The sequence below is a fragment of the Microbacterium kribbense genome, from assembly GCF_039537285.1.
Lineage (GTDB): Bacteria > Actinomycetota > Actinomycetes > Actinomycetales > Microbacteriaceae > Microbacterium > Microbacterium kribbense.
Map to the genome: position 1 here is coordinate 270,093 of NZ_BAABAF010000003.1, position 16,212 is coordinate 286,304.

A 16,212-nucleotide genomic window follows, 5' to 3' on the forward strand; every position below is an offset into this window, starting at 1 on the left:
CTACGGTGTGCCCCGGACAGTGTCAGTCCTGGCCTCGCCCGCCACCGGACAGGTCGATCACCGGCACCAGACCGGTGACCACCGGGATCGTGGTGGTGTTCGCAGTCGGCACCGACGCAGACAGCAGCGTGCCGTCTTCGCGACGTTCGCCGAGCAGCTCGTGCAGCGTCGGCCGGCCGGGGATCGCGGGCCCCTGATCGACCAGCGGAACGACGATCTGCTGGCCGGGCTCGACGACGAAGCCGGCCCCGCGCACGGTGAACGACACGAACGTGCCCTCTCCGGCCCGCACCGTCATCCGGCTGCGCTCCAGCGTGATGTGCAACGGCGTGCCCCGCCAGCGGATGACGTAGGACAGGTCGTCCCAGCCCTCCGGCAGCCGTGGATCGAAGCTGAGCTCCCCGCCGTAGTCGCGCATGCCGCCGAAGCCCGACACCAGGATCGTCCAGATCCCGCCGGCCGACGCCACGTGCGCGCCGTCGGCGGCGTTGTGATGCAGATCGGCGAGGTCGACGAACAGCGCCCGCTCGAAGTAGTCCGCCGCCAGCTCCTGGTAGCCGACCTCGGCGGCCAGGATCGCCTGCACGACGGCCGACAGCGTGGAATCGCCGGTGGTCAGCGGGTCGTAGTACTCGAAGTCGGCGAGCTTCTCCTCCGCGGTGAAGTGGTTGCCCTGCAGGAACAGCGCCAGCACGACATCGGCCTGCTTGAGCACCTGGTAGCGGTAGATCACGAGCGGGTGGAAGTGCAGCAGCAGCGGCCGCTGCTCGGGCGGGGTGCGCTCGAGGTCCCAGACCTCCTTCTCGAGGAAGACCTCGTCCTGGGGGTGGATGCCCAGCTGCGCGCTGTACGGGATGTGCAGCGCCTCGGCGGCGCGGTCCCACGAATCCGGTTCAGCCGGATCCAGGTTCAGGCGCGCCAGCATGCTGCGGTAGACTTCGCCGTCGCGCTCGGCCATCTCACGGACGGTGCGCGCGGCGAAGCGCAGGTTGAAGCGCGCCATCACGTTGGTGAACAGGTTGTCGTTGACGACGGTGGTGTACTCGTCGGGCCCGGTCACGCCGTGGATGTGGAACGACTCGACGCCGTCGTGCGAGCGCCAGAACCCGAGGGTGGCCCACAGCCGTGCCGTCTCGACGGCGATGTCCACGCCCTCCCGATAGAGGAACTCGGAGTCGCCGGTGACCCGGACGTACTTGGCCAGGGCGTAGCAGACGTCGGCGTTGATGTGGTACTGGGCGGTGCCGGCGGCATAGTACGCGGATGCCTCTTCGCCGTTGATCGTCCGCCACGGGAACAGCGCGCCCGCCTCGGTGAGCTGATGCGCACGACGCCGTGCCGCCGGCAGCATCTTCACGCGCATCCGCATCGCATTCAGCGCCCACTGCGGGGTGGTGTACGCCAGGAACGGCAGCACATAGATCTCGGTGTCCCAGAAGTAGTGACCGCTGTAGCCCGACCCCGTCACGCCCTTGGCCGCCACCCCCTCGCCGTCGGCGCGGGCGGCAGCCTGCGCCAGCTGGAACAGGCACCAGCGCACCGCCTGCTGCAGGTCGTCGCGGCCGCCGATGCGCACGTCGGAGCGCGCCCAGAACGCGTCCAGCCACGCCCGCTGCCGCGCGATATGGGCGGGCATGCTGGCCTCCATCGCGCGATCCAGGGTGCGCCGGCAGCGGTCGACCAGTTCCCGCGCCGGCACGCCGCGCCGGCCGGTGTGATAGCTGACCAGCTTGACCACGCGCACCGGGACGCCGGCCTTGGCCTGCACCCGGAACACGTTCTTGGCGATGTCGGGCTCGACGAGGGTGCGCATCGTGTACGGATTCTCGGTCTGCACGATGTGGTCGGCGACGACGGCCAGCGACATGCCCGACTGCGCGACCCGATAGCTCAGCGTCGAGCGCGTCTTGTCCTGCCAGAACTCCTGCGGCTGCAGGACGCGCTCTACGATCCGCTCCCCCCGGCGCGGATCGAACCCCGCCTTGCGCGGCGCGGTCGGAACGCCACCGTAGACGTCCTCGCCGTCCTGTCGGTTCACGATCTGGCAGCTGATCGTCACCGGTGCGTCGGCGTCGAGCACGGTGACATCCACGCTCATCAGGGCCAGGTGGCGCTCCTGGAACGAGACCATCCGCTCGAAGTCGACGCGCACGCTCTTGCCGCTGGGAGTCGCCCATAGGATGCTGCGGCGCAGCACACCGTCGCGCAGGTCCAGCGTCCGCTCGTACCCGCGGATGTCGGCGAGGTCGAAGGTGAGCGGCTCGTCGTCGACGTACACGCGCATGACCTTGGCATCCGGCGCGTTCAGGATGGTCTGCCCGACCTCGGCGAAGCCGTAGGCCTGCTCGGCGTGCCGGATCGGGAAGGTCTCGTGGAACCCGTTGATGAACGTGCCCTGCTCGTGCGCGTGCCGTCCCTCGGGATGGTTGCCGCGCAGGCCGAGGTACCCGTTGCCGACCGCGAACAGGGTCTCGGTGACACCGGCGTCCTCGATGTCGAAGCTGGTCTCGACGAGTCGCCAGGGGTCCACGGGGAAGCGGTCGCGATCGATCATGTCAGTCCTTGTCCGGGCGGCGGGATGCCCGTGTCAAGTCTAGGAAGACCGGCGCGACTATTCGACCAGTTCGCCGAGGTCGCGCACCACCAGATGGGCCCCGGCGGCGGCGAGCTGCTGCGCCCCGGTGCCGCGGTCGACCCCGACGACGAGGCGATAGCCCGCGGCGACGGCCGAGCGCACCCCGCTGAGGGCGTCTTCGACGGCCGCAGAGCGGGCAGGGTCCACGCCCAGCAGGCGTGCGCCGGCGGCGAACATGTCGGGCGCGGGCTTGGACGCCAGGTGCTCGTCCTCGGCGAGCACGCCGTCGACGACGACCGCGAACCGCTCGGTCAGCCCCGCGGTGCGCAGCACCTCGGCGGCGTTCTTGGAGCTGGAGACCACGCCCACCGGGGTGCCGGCCTCACGCAGCCGGTCCAGCAGTCGCACCGAGCCCGGGTAGGCGACGATGCCGTCCTCGCGCAGGGCCGCCTCGAAGAATGCGTTCTTGCGGTTGCCGATGCCGCAGACGGTGTCGGCGTCGGGCGCGTCGGACGGATCGCCCCATTTCACCTCGACCGAGCGCGATCGCAGCACGGCGGCCACGCCGTCGTAGCGCTTCTTGCCGTCGACGTGGTCGAAGTAGTCGCGCTCGGTGTAGGCCGGCTGGATGCCCCACGCCGCGAACAGCTCGTCGAACAGGCGCTGCCACGCGTGCATGTGCACCTGCGCAGTGGGCGTGAGCACGCCGTCCAGGTCGAACAGCACGCCGTCGAATCCGGTCAGGTCGGGCAGTGTCATGAGCGGGCCACCTCCAGGGTCTGCCGGGCGATCTCGAGCTCTTCGTCGGTGGGCACCACCAGGACGGTGACGGCTGAGTCATCCGTCGAGACGACCCGGATGCCGCGGCCGCGGGCCGCGTTGCGCTCGGGGTCGACCCGGACGCCTGCGAAGCCGAGCCCCTCCAGCGCCGCAGCGCGCACGTCGGGGGCGTTCTCGCCGACGCCTGCGGTGAACGAGATCACGTCGGCGCCGCCGAGCTGGGCCAGATAGGCGCCGGCATAGCTGCGCAGCCGATGCACGTACACGTCGAAGGCGAGCGTGGCCGCCGCCTCGCCGCGGGCACGGCCGGCGAGCACGTCGCGCATGTCCGAGAAGCCGCTCAGCCCCTTCAGTCCGCTGCGCTTGTTCAGCAGCTCGTCCAGGTCGTCGACATCCATCCGCGCGCGGCGCGCGAGCTGGAACAGCGCGGCGGGGTCGATGTCGCCGGAGCGAGTGCCCATCACCAGGCCCTCCAGCGGCGTGAAGCCCATCGATGTCTCCACCGACCGGCCGCCGTCGACGGCCGTGACCGAGGCGCCGTTGCCGAGGTGGAACACGATCTGCGCGAGCTCGCCCAGCGGCCGGCCCAGGAAGACGGCGGCCGCTTCGCTGACGAACTTGTGCGAGGTGCCGTGGAAGCCGTACCGCCGGATACGATGCGCCGCGGCCAGCTCGGCGTCGATCGCGTAGGTGTAGGCCGCCGGCGGCAGGGTCTGGTGGAACGCGGTGTCGAACACCGCCACGTGCGGCACATCCGGGAAGGCCCGCTCAGCCGCGACGATGCCGGCGAGATTGGCGGGGTTGTGCAGCGGCGCCAGCACCTCGAGCTCTTCGATGCTTTCCTGCACGAGCGGCGTGATCAGGGTCGGCTCGAAGAACCGCGCACCGCCGTGCACGACGCGGTGGCCGACGGCCACCGGTGGCCGCTCGGCCAGACTCGGCCCGTGCTCGGCGAAGGCATCCAGCATCACCTCGAACCCGGCGAAGTGGTCGGGGATGGGCAGCTCGCGTCGGTAGGTGGCATCCAGTATCGTCGGGGTGCCCTCGCCGGGGGCGTGCGGTTCGGGCCGGACGGTGTGCGTGCACTCGCCGACACCCTGCCCGATGCGCTCGACCAGACCGGTCGCCAGCACGAGTTTCGCGGCCATGTCGAGCAGCTGGTACTTGAACGAGCTGGAGCCGCTGTTGACGACCAGGACGATGCTCATGCGGATGCCTCTGCCTGGGCCTGGATCGCGGTGATCGCGATCGTGTTGACGATGTCGTCGACCAGAGCCCCGCGGGAGAGGTCGTTGATGGGTTTGTTCAAGCCCTGCAGCACGGGACCGACAGCGACTGCGCCGGCCGAGCGCTGCACGGCCTTGTAGGTGTTGTTGCCGGTGTTCAGGTCGGGGAAGATGAACACCGTCGCCCGCCCCGCCACCTGCGAGTCGGGCATCTTGGTCCGCGCGACGGCGGCATCGGCGGCGGCGTCGTACTGGATCGGCCCTTCGACCAGCAGTTGCGGCGCGCGCTCGCGCACCAGGGCCGTGGCGGTGCGCACCTTCTCGACGTCGGCGCCGAACCCCGACTCGCCGGTCGAGTACGACAGCATCGCGATGCGCGGCTCGATGCCGAACCCGGCGGCGGTGGCGGCGGACGAGACCGCGATGTCGGCGAGCTGGTCGGCGGTCGGATCGGGGACGACCGCGCAGTCGCCGTAGACCAGGACCCGGTCGGCGAGCGCCATCAGGAAGACGCTGGAGACCACTGACACGCCCGGCTTGGTCTTGATGATCTCGAATGCCGGCCGGATCGTGTGCGCCGTGGTGTGCCGGGCGCCCGAGACCATGCCGTCGGCCAGGCCCAGGTGCACCATCAGCGTGCCGAAGTACGACACGTCGGTCACCGTGTCGGCTGCGCGCGCGTAGGTCATCCCCTTGTGCGCGCGCAGCCGCTCGTACTCGCGGGCGAAGCGGTCGACGTAACCGGCATCGAAGGGACTGAGCACTTGCGCCGCGGCCACGTCGATGCCCAGCTCGACGGCGCGGCCGCGGATGCCGGCCTCGTCGCCGAGCAGCGTGATGTCGGCGATGCCGCGTGCCAGCACGGTGGCGGCGGCGCGCAGCACCCGATCGTCGTCGCCCTCGGGCAGCACGATGCGGCGGCGGTCGGCGCGGGCCCGCGCGAGCAGCTGATAGCCGAACATCAGCGGCGTGACGACGCTGGAGCGGGCCAGGCCCAGCGCGCGGGTGAGCTCGTCGACATCGACGTGCTGCTCGAAGATCGCCAGCGCCGTGTCGTAGCGGCGCTGCGAGTCGGCGGCGAGCCGGCCACGGGTGCGCATGATCCGCAGCGCGGTCTCGTAGGTGCCGTGCTCGGTGGTGATGATCGGCAGGGAGGCCCCGAGCCCGTCGATGAGGCGGTCGATGGCCTCGGGCAGCTCGAACGGACCGTTCAGCACGAGGCCGGCCAGCGACGGGAAGGTGCCGGATGCGTGGGCCAGCAGGGTCGCCAACAGCACGTCGGTGCGGTCGGCGGCGACGACGATGACGGCGCTGTCCTCCAGACGCGGCAGCACGTTGACCATCGACATGCCGGCCACGACGACGTCGAGCACCTCGCGGCTGAGCAGCTCGGCATCCCCCTTCAGCAGCGTGCCGTCCACCGACGCCATCACGCCGCGCATCGACGGAGCGACCAGGAAGCGATCCTCGGGCAGCGCCCACACCGGAACCCGGCTGCGATCGGCGCGGGCCGCACCGCGACCCTCCACGGACGCGTCGACCACGTGCGAGATGGCGGCGACCGTCTCGGGCAGCGCGGCGGGGTCGGTGCGGTTGGCCACGACCGCGAACAGCTGGGCACGGCCGTGCGCCAGCTCGGTCAGCGCGAGCGCGGCGATCTGGCCCATCTGCTCGGGGGTGCGCGCCGTCGTCTTGCCCAGTTGCTCGCCGAGCCCCTGCTGCGACCGGCCGCCGAGCACCAGCAGCACGGGGGCGCCCAGGTTGGCGGCGACGCGGGCGTTGTAGCCGAGTTCGGCCGGGCTGCCGACGTCCGTGAAGTCGCTGCCGAGGATGACCACCGCGTCGCACTGCGCCTCGACCGCCTTGTACCGCTCGACAATGACGCCCAGGGCCGCTTCGGGGTCGGCGCGCACGTCGTCGTAGGTCACCCCGACGCATTCGTCGTAGCTGAGGTTCACGCCGTCATGGTCGAGCAGCATCTGCAGCACGTAGTCGCGCTCGGTCGTGGACCGCGCGATGGAGCGGAACACGCCGACCCGCGGGGTCGCGTGACTGATCGCATCGAGCACCCCCAGCGCGACCGTCGACTTGCCGGAATGGCCCTCTGCGGACGTGATGAAGATGCTCTGCGCCACGCCTCAAGCCTAGGTGCGCCGCTGTGCGCACGGGCATCGCCGCCGAAAGATTGAGACTCTCCGCGAACCCGGCAGAGCCCGGTTGCCCTTGCTACGTTTCCGTCCTGGGGGAGTTGGCCGAGATGCCGTCTCGCGGAGAGCTGTGAACAGTCTAAAGGATGCCGCGGCTGTGCCTGCGCGGGTTACGATCGGATAACGCGGGCGACGACGCCCGGACCCGGAACCGAAGGACTGCCCATGACGCAGACGACGACATCGGACCGCGCCACCGCTGAGACATCCGAGGCGGCCGACATCAGCGCCGAGCAGTTCGCCGACCTCACCGGGCGGATCATCACGCAGGTGTCGCGGGTCATCGACGGCAAGCCGGAGGCGGTGCGCAGCGCACTCGTCGTGCTGCTCGCCAATGGCCACCTGCTCATCGAAGACGTGCCCGGCGTGGGCAAGACGATGCTGGCCCGTGCGATGGCGGCCACCGTGGACGCGACCGTGCGCCGCATCCAGTTCACGCCCGACCTGCTGCCCGGCGATGTCACCGGTGTGAGCGTGTTCAATCCGGTGGAACGCGAATTCGAGTTCAAACAGGGCGCGGTGTTCGCCAACATCGTGATCGCCGATGAGATCAACCGCTCCTCCCCCAAGACCCAGTCCGCGCTGCTGGAGGCGATGGAGGAAGGCCAGGTCACCGTCGACGGGCGCACGCATCCGCTGCCCGACCCGTTCCTGGTGGTCGCGACGCAGAACCCGCTCGAAATGGAGGGCACCTACGCACTGCCCGAGGCCCAGCGGGACCGCTTCATGATGCGCATCTCGATGGGCTACCCGGATGCCGCCGCCGAGGCGCAGATGCTGCGCGAGCGCGACACCGCCAATCCGCTGGACGCGGTCGAGCCGGTGCTGGATGTGGCCCGGGTGCGCGCCCTGATCCGGTGGGTGCGCCGCGTGCACGTGTCACCGCCGATCGAGCAGTACGCGGTCGCGCTGGCGCAGGCCACCCGTGCGCACCCGGACCTGCGGCTGGGTGCGAGCCCGCGCGCCACGCTGCAGCTGGTGCGCGCGGCGAAGGTCTGGGCCGCACTCGGCGGGCGCGCCTTCGTCATCCCCGATGACATCTCGGCGCTGCTGGTGGCGGTGTTCGCGCACCGGCTGATCCCCACCCGCGCCACGAACGTGCGCGGTCGCAGCGGCGGCGACGCGGTCACCGCCATCCTGGAGCGGCTGATCGCGACCGTGCCGGTGCCGCTGGCCGCACACCCCTGAGCCCATCATGAATCACGCGTGGCCACTGACGATCCGCGGCACCACCGCGACCATCCTCGCGCTGGCGTTCTTCATCGCCGCCGCGCAGTTGGGCTCGGTGCAGCTGCTCGCGTTCGGGGTGCTCCTGCTCGCGCTGGTGGCCGTGAGTCTGATCGCACTGCACATCGCGCGGCGGGATGTCACGCTCACGCGGTCATCGAATCCTGCCGTCGTCGCCGCCGGCGGGCAGGCCCGGGTGACGGTGCACGTGGCCGTTCGCACCGCCCTGCCCACGACGCCCGGCACCTGGGCGGACGCGGTTCCGGCGGGGCTGGCCGGGCGCTCGGACGGGCGCTTTCCAGCACTCGGTTCCGGACTGCGCGGCGGCGACCGTGCCATCGACCTGGTCTACGACCTGCAGGCGCGCCAGCGCGGCGTGCACTGGCTGGGGCCGCTCGAACTGACCATCCGCGACCCGTTCGGCATCGCCCGCCGCTCCGCCGAGATCGGCGAGCTGACCCGGGTGATCGTGACGCCGGAGTGCGTCGAACTGCCGCCGCTGACCGCGTTCGCCGGGGCCACCGGCGGTCTGCTCAACGCCACCACGACGCGCGTCGGGCAGGGCGCCGACAATCTGATCGCCCGGCCGTACCAGCCCGGCGATTCGATGCGCCGCATCCACTGGCCTGCGACCGCGCACAACGATGCGCTGATGGTGCGCCAGGAGGAACAGGAGTCCACCCCCGAGGCGACCGTGGTGCTCGACCGAGCCACCGCGCGCTGGGCCGCCGCCGCCGCCGAGCGACCCGGCGCCGATCCCGCGTTCGAAGCGGCGGTGCGCGCATGCGTGTCTGCGGCGAATGCGCTGGTGCGCGACGGCTACGCCGTGCAAGTGCTCGACACCGACGGCACGCCGCTGTCAGAGGTGCTCGCCGGTGGCGAGCAGTCCGCGGTCGTGACGCTGGTCACCCGGTTCGCGATGCTGACCACGCACGGCACGGCCGGCCTCGGCACCCTGGCGCGGCTGTGGTCGGGGGCGAACACCGGCCCCCTCGTGCTGGTCACCTCGGCGCTCGGAGCCGAAGAGGTGGAGGCGCTGGCGCCGCTGCCCGCGCACAGCATGCACCCCGTGCTGCTGGCCACCGGTGTCGCCGGTGACGCGCTCGAGCGCGCCGTGGCGACCGGCTGGTATGCGGCATCCATCGCCCCCGGCACCGAGCTGCGCGACGCCTGGCTGCAGGTCTCGCAGACCGATCTGATCGCGGCGGAGGTGGCCGCCCATGGCCGTGCCGGCTGACCGGGAGCTGCCGCGCACCGCACCGGTGGCACTGACGGTCGGCGTGTGGGTGGGACTGCTGGCGGCGATGCTGCCGCTGCTGAGCGTGATCGTGCCCGGCGGCTGGATCGCGGGCGTGGTCATCGTCACCGCGGCAGTGCTCGGGGCGGGGCTGGTCGCGCGGTGGTACCGGTTTCCGGCGTATGCGATCGCGCTGATCGAGACCGCGGTCTGGATCATGCTGATCACCGTGATCTTCCTGCGCGAGGCGGCGATCGTCTTCATCATCCCGACACTGCGCGCGTTCGGGGCCACCCCCGACATGGTCGGCACGGCGCTGCATGAGATCCAGATCGGCGTTTCGCCGCTGGCGGCCTCCACCGCGCTGTCGTTCTGCATCGTCACGGCCGCCGGAACGATCGCCGTCGTGGTCGATCACATCGCCATCACGGCGCGGATGCCGCTGGCGGCGGCGGTCGCTCTGGTGGCGGTCTCGCTGATCCCGTCGATCGCGGTCGCCTCGCCGTTCGACGTGATCAGTTTCGTCGTGCTGGCCGCCGCCATCCTGTTCCTGCTGCGCACCGAGACGCGCACCCGGTATCACCCGCCGCGCACGGCGCCGAGCGGGCCGCGGACGACATCGGCCATCGCGCTGGCGATCGGCCTGGTCGCGGTGCTGGTGGCCGTCGTCGCGACCCCGCTGCTGCCCGAGCCGCCCGCGCGCGCCGGCGCCGGCGTGGGCGGCACCAGCATCAACGCGAACCTCGACCTGGGCAGGAATCTGCGCGAACCCAACCCCGTGACGGTGCTGACCGTGCAGACCTCGGCGCCGTCCGCACCCTACCTGCGCGTGGCGACGCTGTCCGCGTTCGGGCAGCGGGTGTGGACGCCGGACGTCACCCCGGCGGTACCGGTCGGCGACGGCGCCGGCTTCATCGGCACGCCCACCGACCCCGACATCACGGTGCAGAAGGTCACTACGGACATCCACATCGACAGCCTCAGTGCACGGTTTCTGCCCATTCCGTTCCCGGCGACGAGGGTGACCGGTCTGCCCAGCGGCTGGGAGGCGATGAGTGCGAACCACACCATCATCGCGAACGGTGTGCTCACACACGGCGGCATGGAGTATCAGGTCACCACCGAGGTGCCGCAGCCGACGCTGGAACAGATCCGCGCATCGGATGCGCGCGGCGGCGACCCGGCTGCGATGGGCGCCCGCGGACGCGTTCCCGCGATCATCACCGAGGATGCGCGTCGGGTGACCACCGGCACCGACGACGACTACGACGCGCTGATCGCACTGCAGAGCTGGTTCCGCGGGTCGGAGTTCACCTATTCGCTGACCGCGCCGGTCACCGATGGGTACGACGGGTCGGGGATGGCCGAGATCGCGGCGTTCCTGAAGCAGAAGGCGGGATACTGCATCCACTTCGCCACGGCGTTCACGGTCATGGCACGAGTGCTGGGCATGACCGCGCGCGTGGTCGTCGGATACCTGCCCGGCACCGCGAACACGTCGCAGCTGTCCAGCGGAAAGCAGCTGGAGTACGACGTGTCGAGCACGCAGCTGCACGCCTGGTCGGAGGTGTATTTCGAGGGCATCGGCTGGGTCGCGTTCGACCCGACCAAGAGCCTCGGGCAGCCGACCGGCTTTCTCTCGGCGCAAGAGGCGGCCGGTGGCGGATCGACCGACCCCAGCGCTCCGTCCGCGACGCCGAGCACAACACCGACCGACACGGCGCGCGATCCGAACGCACCGAACCCGGAAGACGCGCAGGCCGGTGGCGCCGGCGCGACGAGCGTCAATCTGCTGCCGTGGGGGCTGGGTGCGGGCGGCATCGTGGTGGTGCTGCTGGTGCCGATGCTGATCGCTGCGCTGCGGCGTCGCCGGCAGGATGCCGCGGCCCGGGCGGGTGACCCGCTGGCGGCGTGGTCTTCGGTGCGGGACGTGGCGATCGATCTGGGCATTCCGGTTCCGGTCAGCGAGTCGCCGCGCGCGTTCGGAGCGCGGCTCGTGCACGACCACGGGTCACCGCAGCGCGAGACGGCTCTGCTCGTGGACGCCGTCGAGACGGCCGCGTATTCGCCGGGAGACGGCGGCACCCCCCCGCGCGCAAGCGCCGATGCGGCGGCGGCGGTGCGCACCGGCCTGTACCTGGGCGTGTCGAAGCGGCAACGGGCGCGAGCGCTGCTGCTGCCGCGCTCGCTGATCGTGCGCCCCGGCAGCGCATTCGCGCGGGCAGGGGCATCCACTTCGACCCGCTAGGATGGTCTGCGGCCCTGTGGGCCACCCGGAGGATTCGCCTAGTGGCCTATGGCGCACGCTTGGAAAGCGTGTTGGGTGCAAGCCCTCGGGGGTTCGAATCCCCCATCCTCCGCCACCGTTTCGCCTAGGGAACGCTGGGATCGCGGACCTCACGAAGAGCCTGTGGCACACGTAATGGCACAGTTAACGTCACATGGGCGTCGCTCGAGGGCTGGATTTGGACGTATGCCTCGGTGGACTTCGCCTTCCGGATCGAGCCAGGATCTGCACGTACACCTGAACGGGGCGATGCCGCTGCCGGCGATCCAAGAGATTCTGGTCGACGAAGCGACGGTCTTGCCGGAAGGGCTCCACGTTGAGCGTGACCTACTTCGGCGGAAACCAGCGCCATCGCTAAGCGCATACCTGACTCCATGGCAGGTGCTGCGACTTCTCCCCAAACGACGGGACAATCTTGATCGGCTCACAAGTGCTACCTTCGCCGAGTTCGCCCAGAACGGCGTCCGTCTCGTCGAGCTTCGTAGCAGCGTCCTCTACCTCACGAGCCTGCAGAAGTGCACCCCTGCCGAGGCAATGCACGCATTGATCGAGTCGACCGGCGAAGCGGCGCGGCGCCACGAGATCAAGCGCGGAAGCGGCCGCCTTCATCGGCGCCGCCCCGTTCGAACGCACCCCGGGCCGGGTGATGCAGCGCAACGGGACCCGCCTGAAGACTCTCACCACGACCCGTCGCTGTTGGAACGGCGCCGGCGGGTCGATCAGGCGCTGTTCGCGGTCGTGATGGAGGCCTACGTCCACGGTGTCTCGACTCGGAAGGTCGACGATCTCGTGAAGGCGCTCGGCGCGGACACCGGGATCAGCAAGTCCGAGGTGTCGCGGATCTGCGCGAATCTGGACGAGGACGTCGCCGGCGATGCCCCGCGGCCTCCCTCTCAAGCCAGGGGCCACCGGCACTCATCGAGGTCAACTCGCTATCAGCGACGCGACTGCCTTCTGGACGGCCGCGGCCGCTTGTGCCGGAGACACGACGGGTTTGCACTGGTGAGCGAGAGCGTCGTACCACTCGGCATCAGTGGGCAGCCGGGTGAAGGCGACCTTGGACGCGCTCGTGTACGGCCCGTACCTGCCGAACAGCTTCTCCGCCTCGGCGTCGACCTTCCCGGCCACCGCAAGCGCCCACAGGTCGTACAGGTCACGCGGCGCCGCCCGGTCGTTCCACGACGACAGCTTCGAGGCGACAAACGCCGCCGGCGTCAGCACCCGGAGCCTTGCAGACGGAGCATCGCTGTAGCGCTGCTCGATGTCGACGATCTCGGTCGGCCAATCGGGGTACCCCTCGGACGACAGCAGCTGGACCTGAACGCGCGTGGTGCCGACCTGCATCACGGAGGGGTCGGGATGGCGGGTCTCCCGAATATGCGGCGTGAACGTCACCGTTCCGAACGTGCGACGGAACCGCGTGACGATGGTGGCTTCAATCCTGTCGCCGAGCTCGCCGCGGTCGCCACGAGCGATCAGGTCGATGTCCTCCGACAGCCGCACGTCAGCGAGATGCGTACGCGAGAGCGCTGTGCCACCGAAGAACACGACGTCGTCCGTGTCGATGCTGGCGATCGCGGCGAGAGCATGAGAGATGACGTGGTCGCGGACGACCTGGCTTGCCGCCACTCCGAATCGCTGCTCCACGGCGACCTGCTCGTCGGGGTCGAGCACGCCGGGGATCGGCCGCGGTCGGCCGTCACCCCTCTGCGCCATGCCGCACATCCCGATCCATCGCCTTCAGCATTGCCCTCAGTGTCGCGTTCGCCCGGCCGTGGGTGTCGACGATCGACTGAAGATCTTCAACCCGAACCCGGGCCTGCAGATTGCGCGCCGCCGCAACGGCCTCGTCGGGCATCCCGCCCTGTGCCGGCTTCATCGTCAGGTCGTACAGCGTCTGGGCCGGCGTGGTGACGAGTGCTGGCCCGAGGTCCGTGGTTTCCAAGACCGCATCGAGGCGATCGAGGTCACGAGGGATCAGGCGAACCCATCCTCCCCCATCCAACTCAACGGGCGGCCGCCCCGTCTCGGGAACGGCAACCGTCGTGACGCCGATCGCACGCGGGATCGCAGCCCAGTGACGTGCAGCGCCCAGCCCCATGAGGATGGCGTTGCGGTTGCCGAAACGTGCGGTGGCGACCGCGAGCCCCGCCGCCTCGAGCGTGGGGCGCCAGGTTCGGCCGTCGCGACCATCCGGAGGCACCGTGTAGACGCCATGTGCCAGCCGAGCAACGGCGCCCTGGTCAGCGAGTCGGTCGAGCGTCCGCCACATGTTCGTGCCGAGCTCGCGAAGCTCCACGAACCGAACAGTCCTCAGCGGGGCGCGCTCGATCGTCCGGACGATGTCTACGTCGTTGACCATGTTGCCTCCCTAGTAAGACCAAGTATACGCATGACGTATATTCAGTCGCAGTAGGGATTATTGGTTTGAATCCATGCACGCTGCCTTCGTCCCGATGGCTCGCGATGACTAGCGCGGAGTCATGAGGCTGGAGATCTTCGTGGGAGGGATGGACCACGAGTGCTGCGGTCCGGAGATCGAGCGCTACCAGCAGGTGCGATGGAACTACGTGGCCGGCGATGACGGCCGGAACTACGAAGTCCATCCTCCTGGGACGACACCGACCCGAACGTCGCTGAGGTGAGCGGGATCGAAGTGGTGGGAACAGTCGTCAACATCGAGCTCCTCCTGGCTGACGGCGCACGCGTCGAGATTGCACGAGTCCCGAGCGGTTCGGCGCTGCTCGGGCTGAACCCTTACGACGACGGTGCGATCGTCACCAGATGGACGGAAGAAGCCCTGGACATGGACGGGGCGCCGCAGGAATTCCTCGTCACCCTCGACCTGGCTCGCTAAGGGCCGGCCGGCTGCGACCGTCACCGTCGAGACACCTCGACCGGAGGATTCACCCGCATGACACATCTACTGGCACAGTTACGCGCGACACGCCGGGTGAGTCCCATAGTGTGGTGGCAATTCCCGCGGGGTTCTCGTCGTCGTAGACGATGAAGGGCCATCGTGGGATGACCAGTTGTTTCCGGCAAGAAGCAAAGAAGAGATCCCACGATGACCCACTACCAGTCTGCCCTTTCGACCCTGATCGGCGAAGTCCTCGCTGATCCCGAGCTCGCCCATCAGGACGTGTTCCGCCGGATGCTGCAAGCCGGTATGCAGGACCTTGTCGACGCGGAAGCGGCGGTGAAGATCGGCGCTGCCCGTTACGAGCGCACTCCGGAGCGAACCACGCGCCGCAACGGGACCCGCTCGAAAGTTCTCGCGACCCCGGCTGGCGAAGTCGACCTTCAGATCCCGAAGCTGCGGGAGGGATCCTTCTTCCCGCAGCTGCTGCACCCGCGGCGCCGAGTCGATAGGGCCCTCTACGCGGTGATCTGCCAGGCCTGGATCGACGGAGTCTCCACCCGCAAGGTCGAACAGCTCGTTCGCGCGCTGGGCAACGACACCGGCATCAGCCGGTCGGCAGTGTCGCGGATCTGTGCGGAGATCGATGAGGCGGTGCAGGAGTTCCTGCACCGGCGGATCGATCACACCTGGTTCCCGTACTTGTTCCTCGACGCCACCTACCTCGACGTCCGCCACCGCGGCCGGGTCGTCTCCCAAGCCCTCGTCGTCGCGACCGGTGTCAGCGGGCAGGGCCGGCGCGAGATCCTCGGGATGGCACTGGGCGACGCGGAGACCACGGACTTCTGGACCGAGTTCCTCCGCGGGCTCCGGGAGCGCGGTTTGAAAGTCGCCACCGACGCTGACCCACTCGGGGTAACCCTGGTCACCAGCGACGCCCACGCCGGTCTGAAGGCCGCCGTCAAAGCGATTCTGCCGGGAGCCGGATGGCAAAGATGCCGGGTCCACTTCGCCCGCAACGTCACCCAGAAACTCGGCTCGGCCCGCTCCAAGCCCGTCAACGCGCTGATCTCCACGATCTTCGCGCAGACCACAACCGAGGCGGTCACCGCCCAATACCAGGCCGTCACCGACAGCCTCCGCGGATCGTTCCCCGAGATCGCCGCCATGCTCGAGGCCGCCGAACCGGACCTGACCGGTTTCGCGGCGATGCCCCGCGAGCACTGGCAGAAGATCTGGTCGAACAACCCCATCGAACGCCTCAACCGGGAGATCAAACGCCGCGCCGACGTCGTCCAGATCTTCCCCGACCGCGACTCCGTGACCCGCCTCATCGGCGCCGTCCTCCAAGAACAACACGAGGAATGGTCCTACGGCGAACGCCGATACTTCTCCGAGATCTCCATGCGGAAACTCGTCCACACCCTCCACGACCACGCCGAGCTCGCACGCCCCGAGCTCTACCTCACCGCCTGACCATCACCCACCCCAGGAAGCAACGGAATGACACCACGCCACGGGACTTGACCGACACGCCGTGCAGATCGAGGTGTTCTCATGCAGGTGTGCCACGAAACCGGCATCCAAAAACCGCGGAATTACGCGCCAAAACGGGGTATCGGCATCCCGCAAAATGAGAGTTCGAATCCCCCATCCTCCGCTCCCGGCTCGCGTCGAGAGCACTACGATCACGACCCCTCCGAAGCTCCTCGGTGGGTGACGTCCCCTGGGGTGGTGTAGTTCTCGGTGCTGAGTGTCACGTCGTTGACGTGGTGAGCCATCGTGCGATGGTCAGTGAGAACCGACTAAAGCT

12 protein-coding genes, 1 tRNA gene, 1 other RNA gene and 2 pseudogenes are annotated in these 16,212 nt (G+C 69.4%); 9 read left to right on the plus strand and 7 right to left on the minus strand.

What is annotated here, in order from left to right:
• Nucleotides 1–22 precede the first annotated feature (22 nt).
• From ABD705_RS05825 to ffs, 5 genes are all read right to left on the minus strand, one after another.
• Complete coding sequence (locus ABD705_RS05825; RefSeq protein ID WP_344781488.1) at nucleotides 23–2,554, minus strand: glycoside hydrolase family 65 protein; 2,532 nt, start codon at nucleotides 2,552–2,554, stop codon at nucleotides 23–25.
• 57 nt (nucleotides 2,555–2,611) lie between these two features.
• Nucleotides 2,612–3,334, minus strand: a complete 723-nt coding sequence (locus ABD705_RS05830) for an HAD family hydrolase (protein ID WP_344781490.1) — start codon at nucleotides 3,332–3,334, stop codon at nucleotides 2,612–2,614.
• Complete coding sequence (locus tag ABD705_RS05835; protein ID WP_344781492.1) at nucleotides 3,331–4,563, minus strand: acetate/propionate family kinase; 1,233 nt, start codon at nucleotides 4,561–4,563, stop codon at nucleotides 3,331–3,333. The genes ABD705_RS05830 and ABD705_RS05835 overlap by 4 nt, the downstream gene beginning before the upstream one ends.
• Nucleotides 4,560–6,716 carry a phosphate acetyltransferase gene (gene pta / locus ABD705_RS05840; RefSeq protein WP_344781494.1) on the minus strand — a complete coding sequence of 719 codons (2,157 nt, stop codon included), beginning with the start codon at nucleotides 6,714–6,716 and terminating at the stop codon, nucleotides 4,560–4,562. The genes ABD705_RS05835 and pta overlap by 4 nt, the downstream gene beginning before the upstream one ends.
• Before the next feature lie 48 nt (nucleotides 6,717–6,764).
• Nucleotides 6,765–6,861, minus strand: an RNA gene (gene ffs, locus ABD705_RS05845) — signal recognition particle sRNA small type.
• A 92-nt stretch (nucleotides 6,862–6,953) separates the two neighbouring features.
• Between ffs and ABD705_RS05850 the strand changes: the two genes are divergently transcribed.
• The 6 genes and pseudogenes from ABD705_RS05850 to ABD705_RS05870 all read left to right on the plus strand — a co-directional run.
• Nucleotides 6,954–7,976 (plus strand): AAA family ATPase, encoded by a 1,023-nt coding sequence (locus tag ABD705_RS05850; RefSeq protein WP_344781496.1) that lies wholly within the window; start codon nucleotides 6,954–6,956, stop codon nucleotides 7,974–7,976.
• Nucleotides 7,977–7,983: 7 nt separating this feature from the next.
• Nucleotides 7,984–9,252: a DUF58 domain-containing protein gene (locus ABD705_RS05855; protein ID WP_344781498.1), complete on the plus strand. Its 1,269-nt coding sequence runs from the start codon at nucleotides 7,984–7,986 to the stop codon at nucleotides 9,250–9,252.
• Nucleotides 9,236–11,500 (plus strand): transglutaminase TgpA family protein, encoded by a 2,265-nt coding sequence (locus tag ABD705_RS05860; protein ID WP_344781500.1) that lies wholly within the window; start codon nucleotides 9,236–9,238, stop codon nucleotides 11,498–11,500. Before ABD705_RS05855 ends, ABD705_RS05860 begins: the two co-directional genes overlap by 17 nt.
• 27 nt (nucleotides 11,501–11,527) lie before the next feature.
• A tRNA-Ser gene (locus ABD705_RS05865) sits at nucleotides 11,528–11,615 on the plus strand.
• A 173-nt stretch (nucleotides 11,616–11,788) separates the two neighbouring features.
• Nucleotides 11,789–12,064, plus strand: a pseudogene (locus tag ABD705_RS16070) (hypothetical protein); the annotation flags it as partial.
• Between the two features lie 64 nt (nucleotides 12,065–12,128).
• Nucleotides 12,129–12,409 (plus strand): annotated as a pseudogene (locus ABD705_RS05870) (transposase); the annotation flags it as partial.
• A 54-nt stretch (nucleotides 12,410–12,463) separates the two neighbouring features.
• Here ABD705_RS05870 and ABD705_RS05875 read toward each other — a convergent pair.
• Together ABD705_RS05875 and ABD705_RS05880 are read right to left on the minus strand one after the other, a co-directional pair.
• The gene (locus ABD705_RS05875; RefSeq protein WP_344781502.1) at nucleotides 12,464–13,255 is read right to left on the minus strand and encodes a nucleotidyl transferase AbiEii/AbiGii toxin family protein; all 792 of its coding nucleotides are present in this window, start codon (nucleotides 13,253–13,255) and stop codon (nucleotides 12,464–12,466) included.
• Entirely contained in the window at nucleotides 13,239–13,901 is a 663-nt protein-coding gene (locus tag ABD705_RS05880; RefSeq protein WP_344781504.1) for a type IV toxin-antitoxin system AbiEi family antitoxin domain-containing protein, read from the minus strand. Before ABD705_RS05880 ends, ABD705_RS05875 begins: the two co-directional genes overlap by 17 nt.
• Nucleotides 13,902–14,022: 121 nt before the next feature.
• Here ABD705_RS05880 and ABD705_RS05885 point away from each other — a divergent pair, with 121 nt between their 5' ends.
• The 3 genes from ABD705_RS05885 to ABD705_RS05895 all read left to right on the plus strand — a co-directional run bounded on the left by ABD705_RS05885 (nucleotide 14,023) and on the right by ABD705_RS05895 (nucleotide 15,875).
• The gene (locus tag ABD705_RS05885; RefSeq protein WP_344781506.1) at nucleotides 14,023–14,184 is read left to right on the plus strand and encodes a hypothetical protein; all 162 of its coding nucleotides are present in this window, start codon (nucleotides 14,023–14,025) and stop codon (nucleotides 14,182–14,184) included.
• Entirely contained in the window at nucleotides 14,181–14,396 is a 216-nt protein-coding gene (locus tag ABD705_RS05890; protein ID WP_344781508.1) for a hypothetical protein, read from the plus strand. The genes ABD705_RS05885 and ABD705_RS05890 overlap by 4 nt, the downstream gene beginning before the upstream one ends.
• Before the next feature lie 210 nt (nucleotides 14,397–14,606).
• Nucleotides 14,607–15,875: an IS256 family transposase gene (locus tag ABD705_RS05895; protein ID WP_344781510.1), complete on the plus strand. Its 1,269-nt coding sequence runs from the start codon at nucleotides 14,607–14,609 to the stop codon at nucleotides 15,873–15,875.
• The last annotated feature ends 337 nt before the right edge of the window (nucleotides 15,876–16,212 follow it).

What these genes read in the sequence shown, in the direction of transcription:
- ABD705_RS05860 (WP_344781500.1), top strand. Translation starts at nt 9,236, where the DNA reads ATGGCCGTGCCGGCTGACCGGGAGCTGCCGCGCACCGCACCGGTGGCA.
- ABD705_RS05835 (WP_344781492.1), bottom strand. Translation starts at nt 4,563, where the DNA reads ATGAGCATCGTCCTGGTCGTCAACAGCGGCTCCAGCTCGTTCAAGTAC.
- ABD705_RS05825 (WP_344781488.1), bottom strand. Translation starts at nt 2,554, where the DNA reads ATGATCGATCGCGACCGCTTCCCCGTGGACCCCTGGCGACTCGTCGAG.
- ABD705_RS05830 (WP_344781490.1), bottom strand. Translation starts at nt 3,334, where the DNA reads ATGACACTGCCCGACCTGACCGGATTCGACGGCGTGCTGTTCGACCTG.
- ABD705_RS05850 (WP_344781496.1), top strand. Translation starts at nt 6,954, where the DNA reads ATGACGCAGACGACGACATCGGACCGCGCCACCGCTGAGACATCCGAG.
- ABD705_RS05855 (WP_344781498.1), top strand. Translation starts at nt 7,984, where the DNA reads ATGAATCACGCGTGGCCACTGACGATCCGCGGCACCACCGCGACCATC.
- ABD705_RS05875 (WP_344781502.1), bottom strand. Translation starts at nt 13,255, where the DNA reads ATGGCGCAGAGGGGTGACGGCCGACCGCGGCCGATCCCCGGCGTGCTC.
- ABD705_RS05880 (WP_344781504.1), bottom strand. Translation starts at nt 13,901, where the DNA reads ATGGTCAACGACGTAGACATCGTCCGGACGATCGAGCGCGCCCCGCTG.
- ABD705_RS05885 (WP_344781506.1), top strand. Translation starts at nt 14,023, where the DNA reads ATGAGGCTGGAGATCTTCGTGGGAGGGATGGACCACGAGTGCTGCGGT.
- ABD705_RS05895 (WP_344781510.1), top strand. Translation starts at nt 14,607, where the DNA reads ATGACCCACTACCAGTCTGCCCTTTCGACCCTGATCGGCGAAGTCCTC.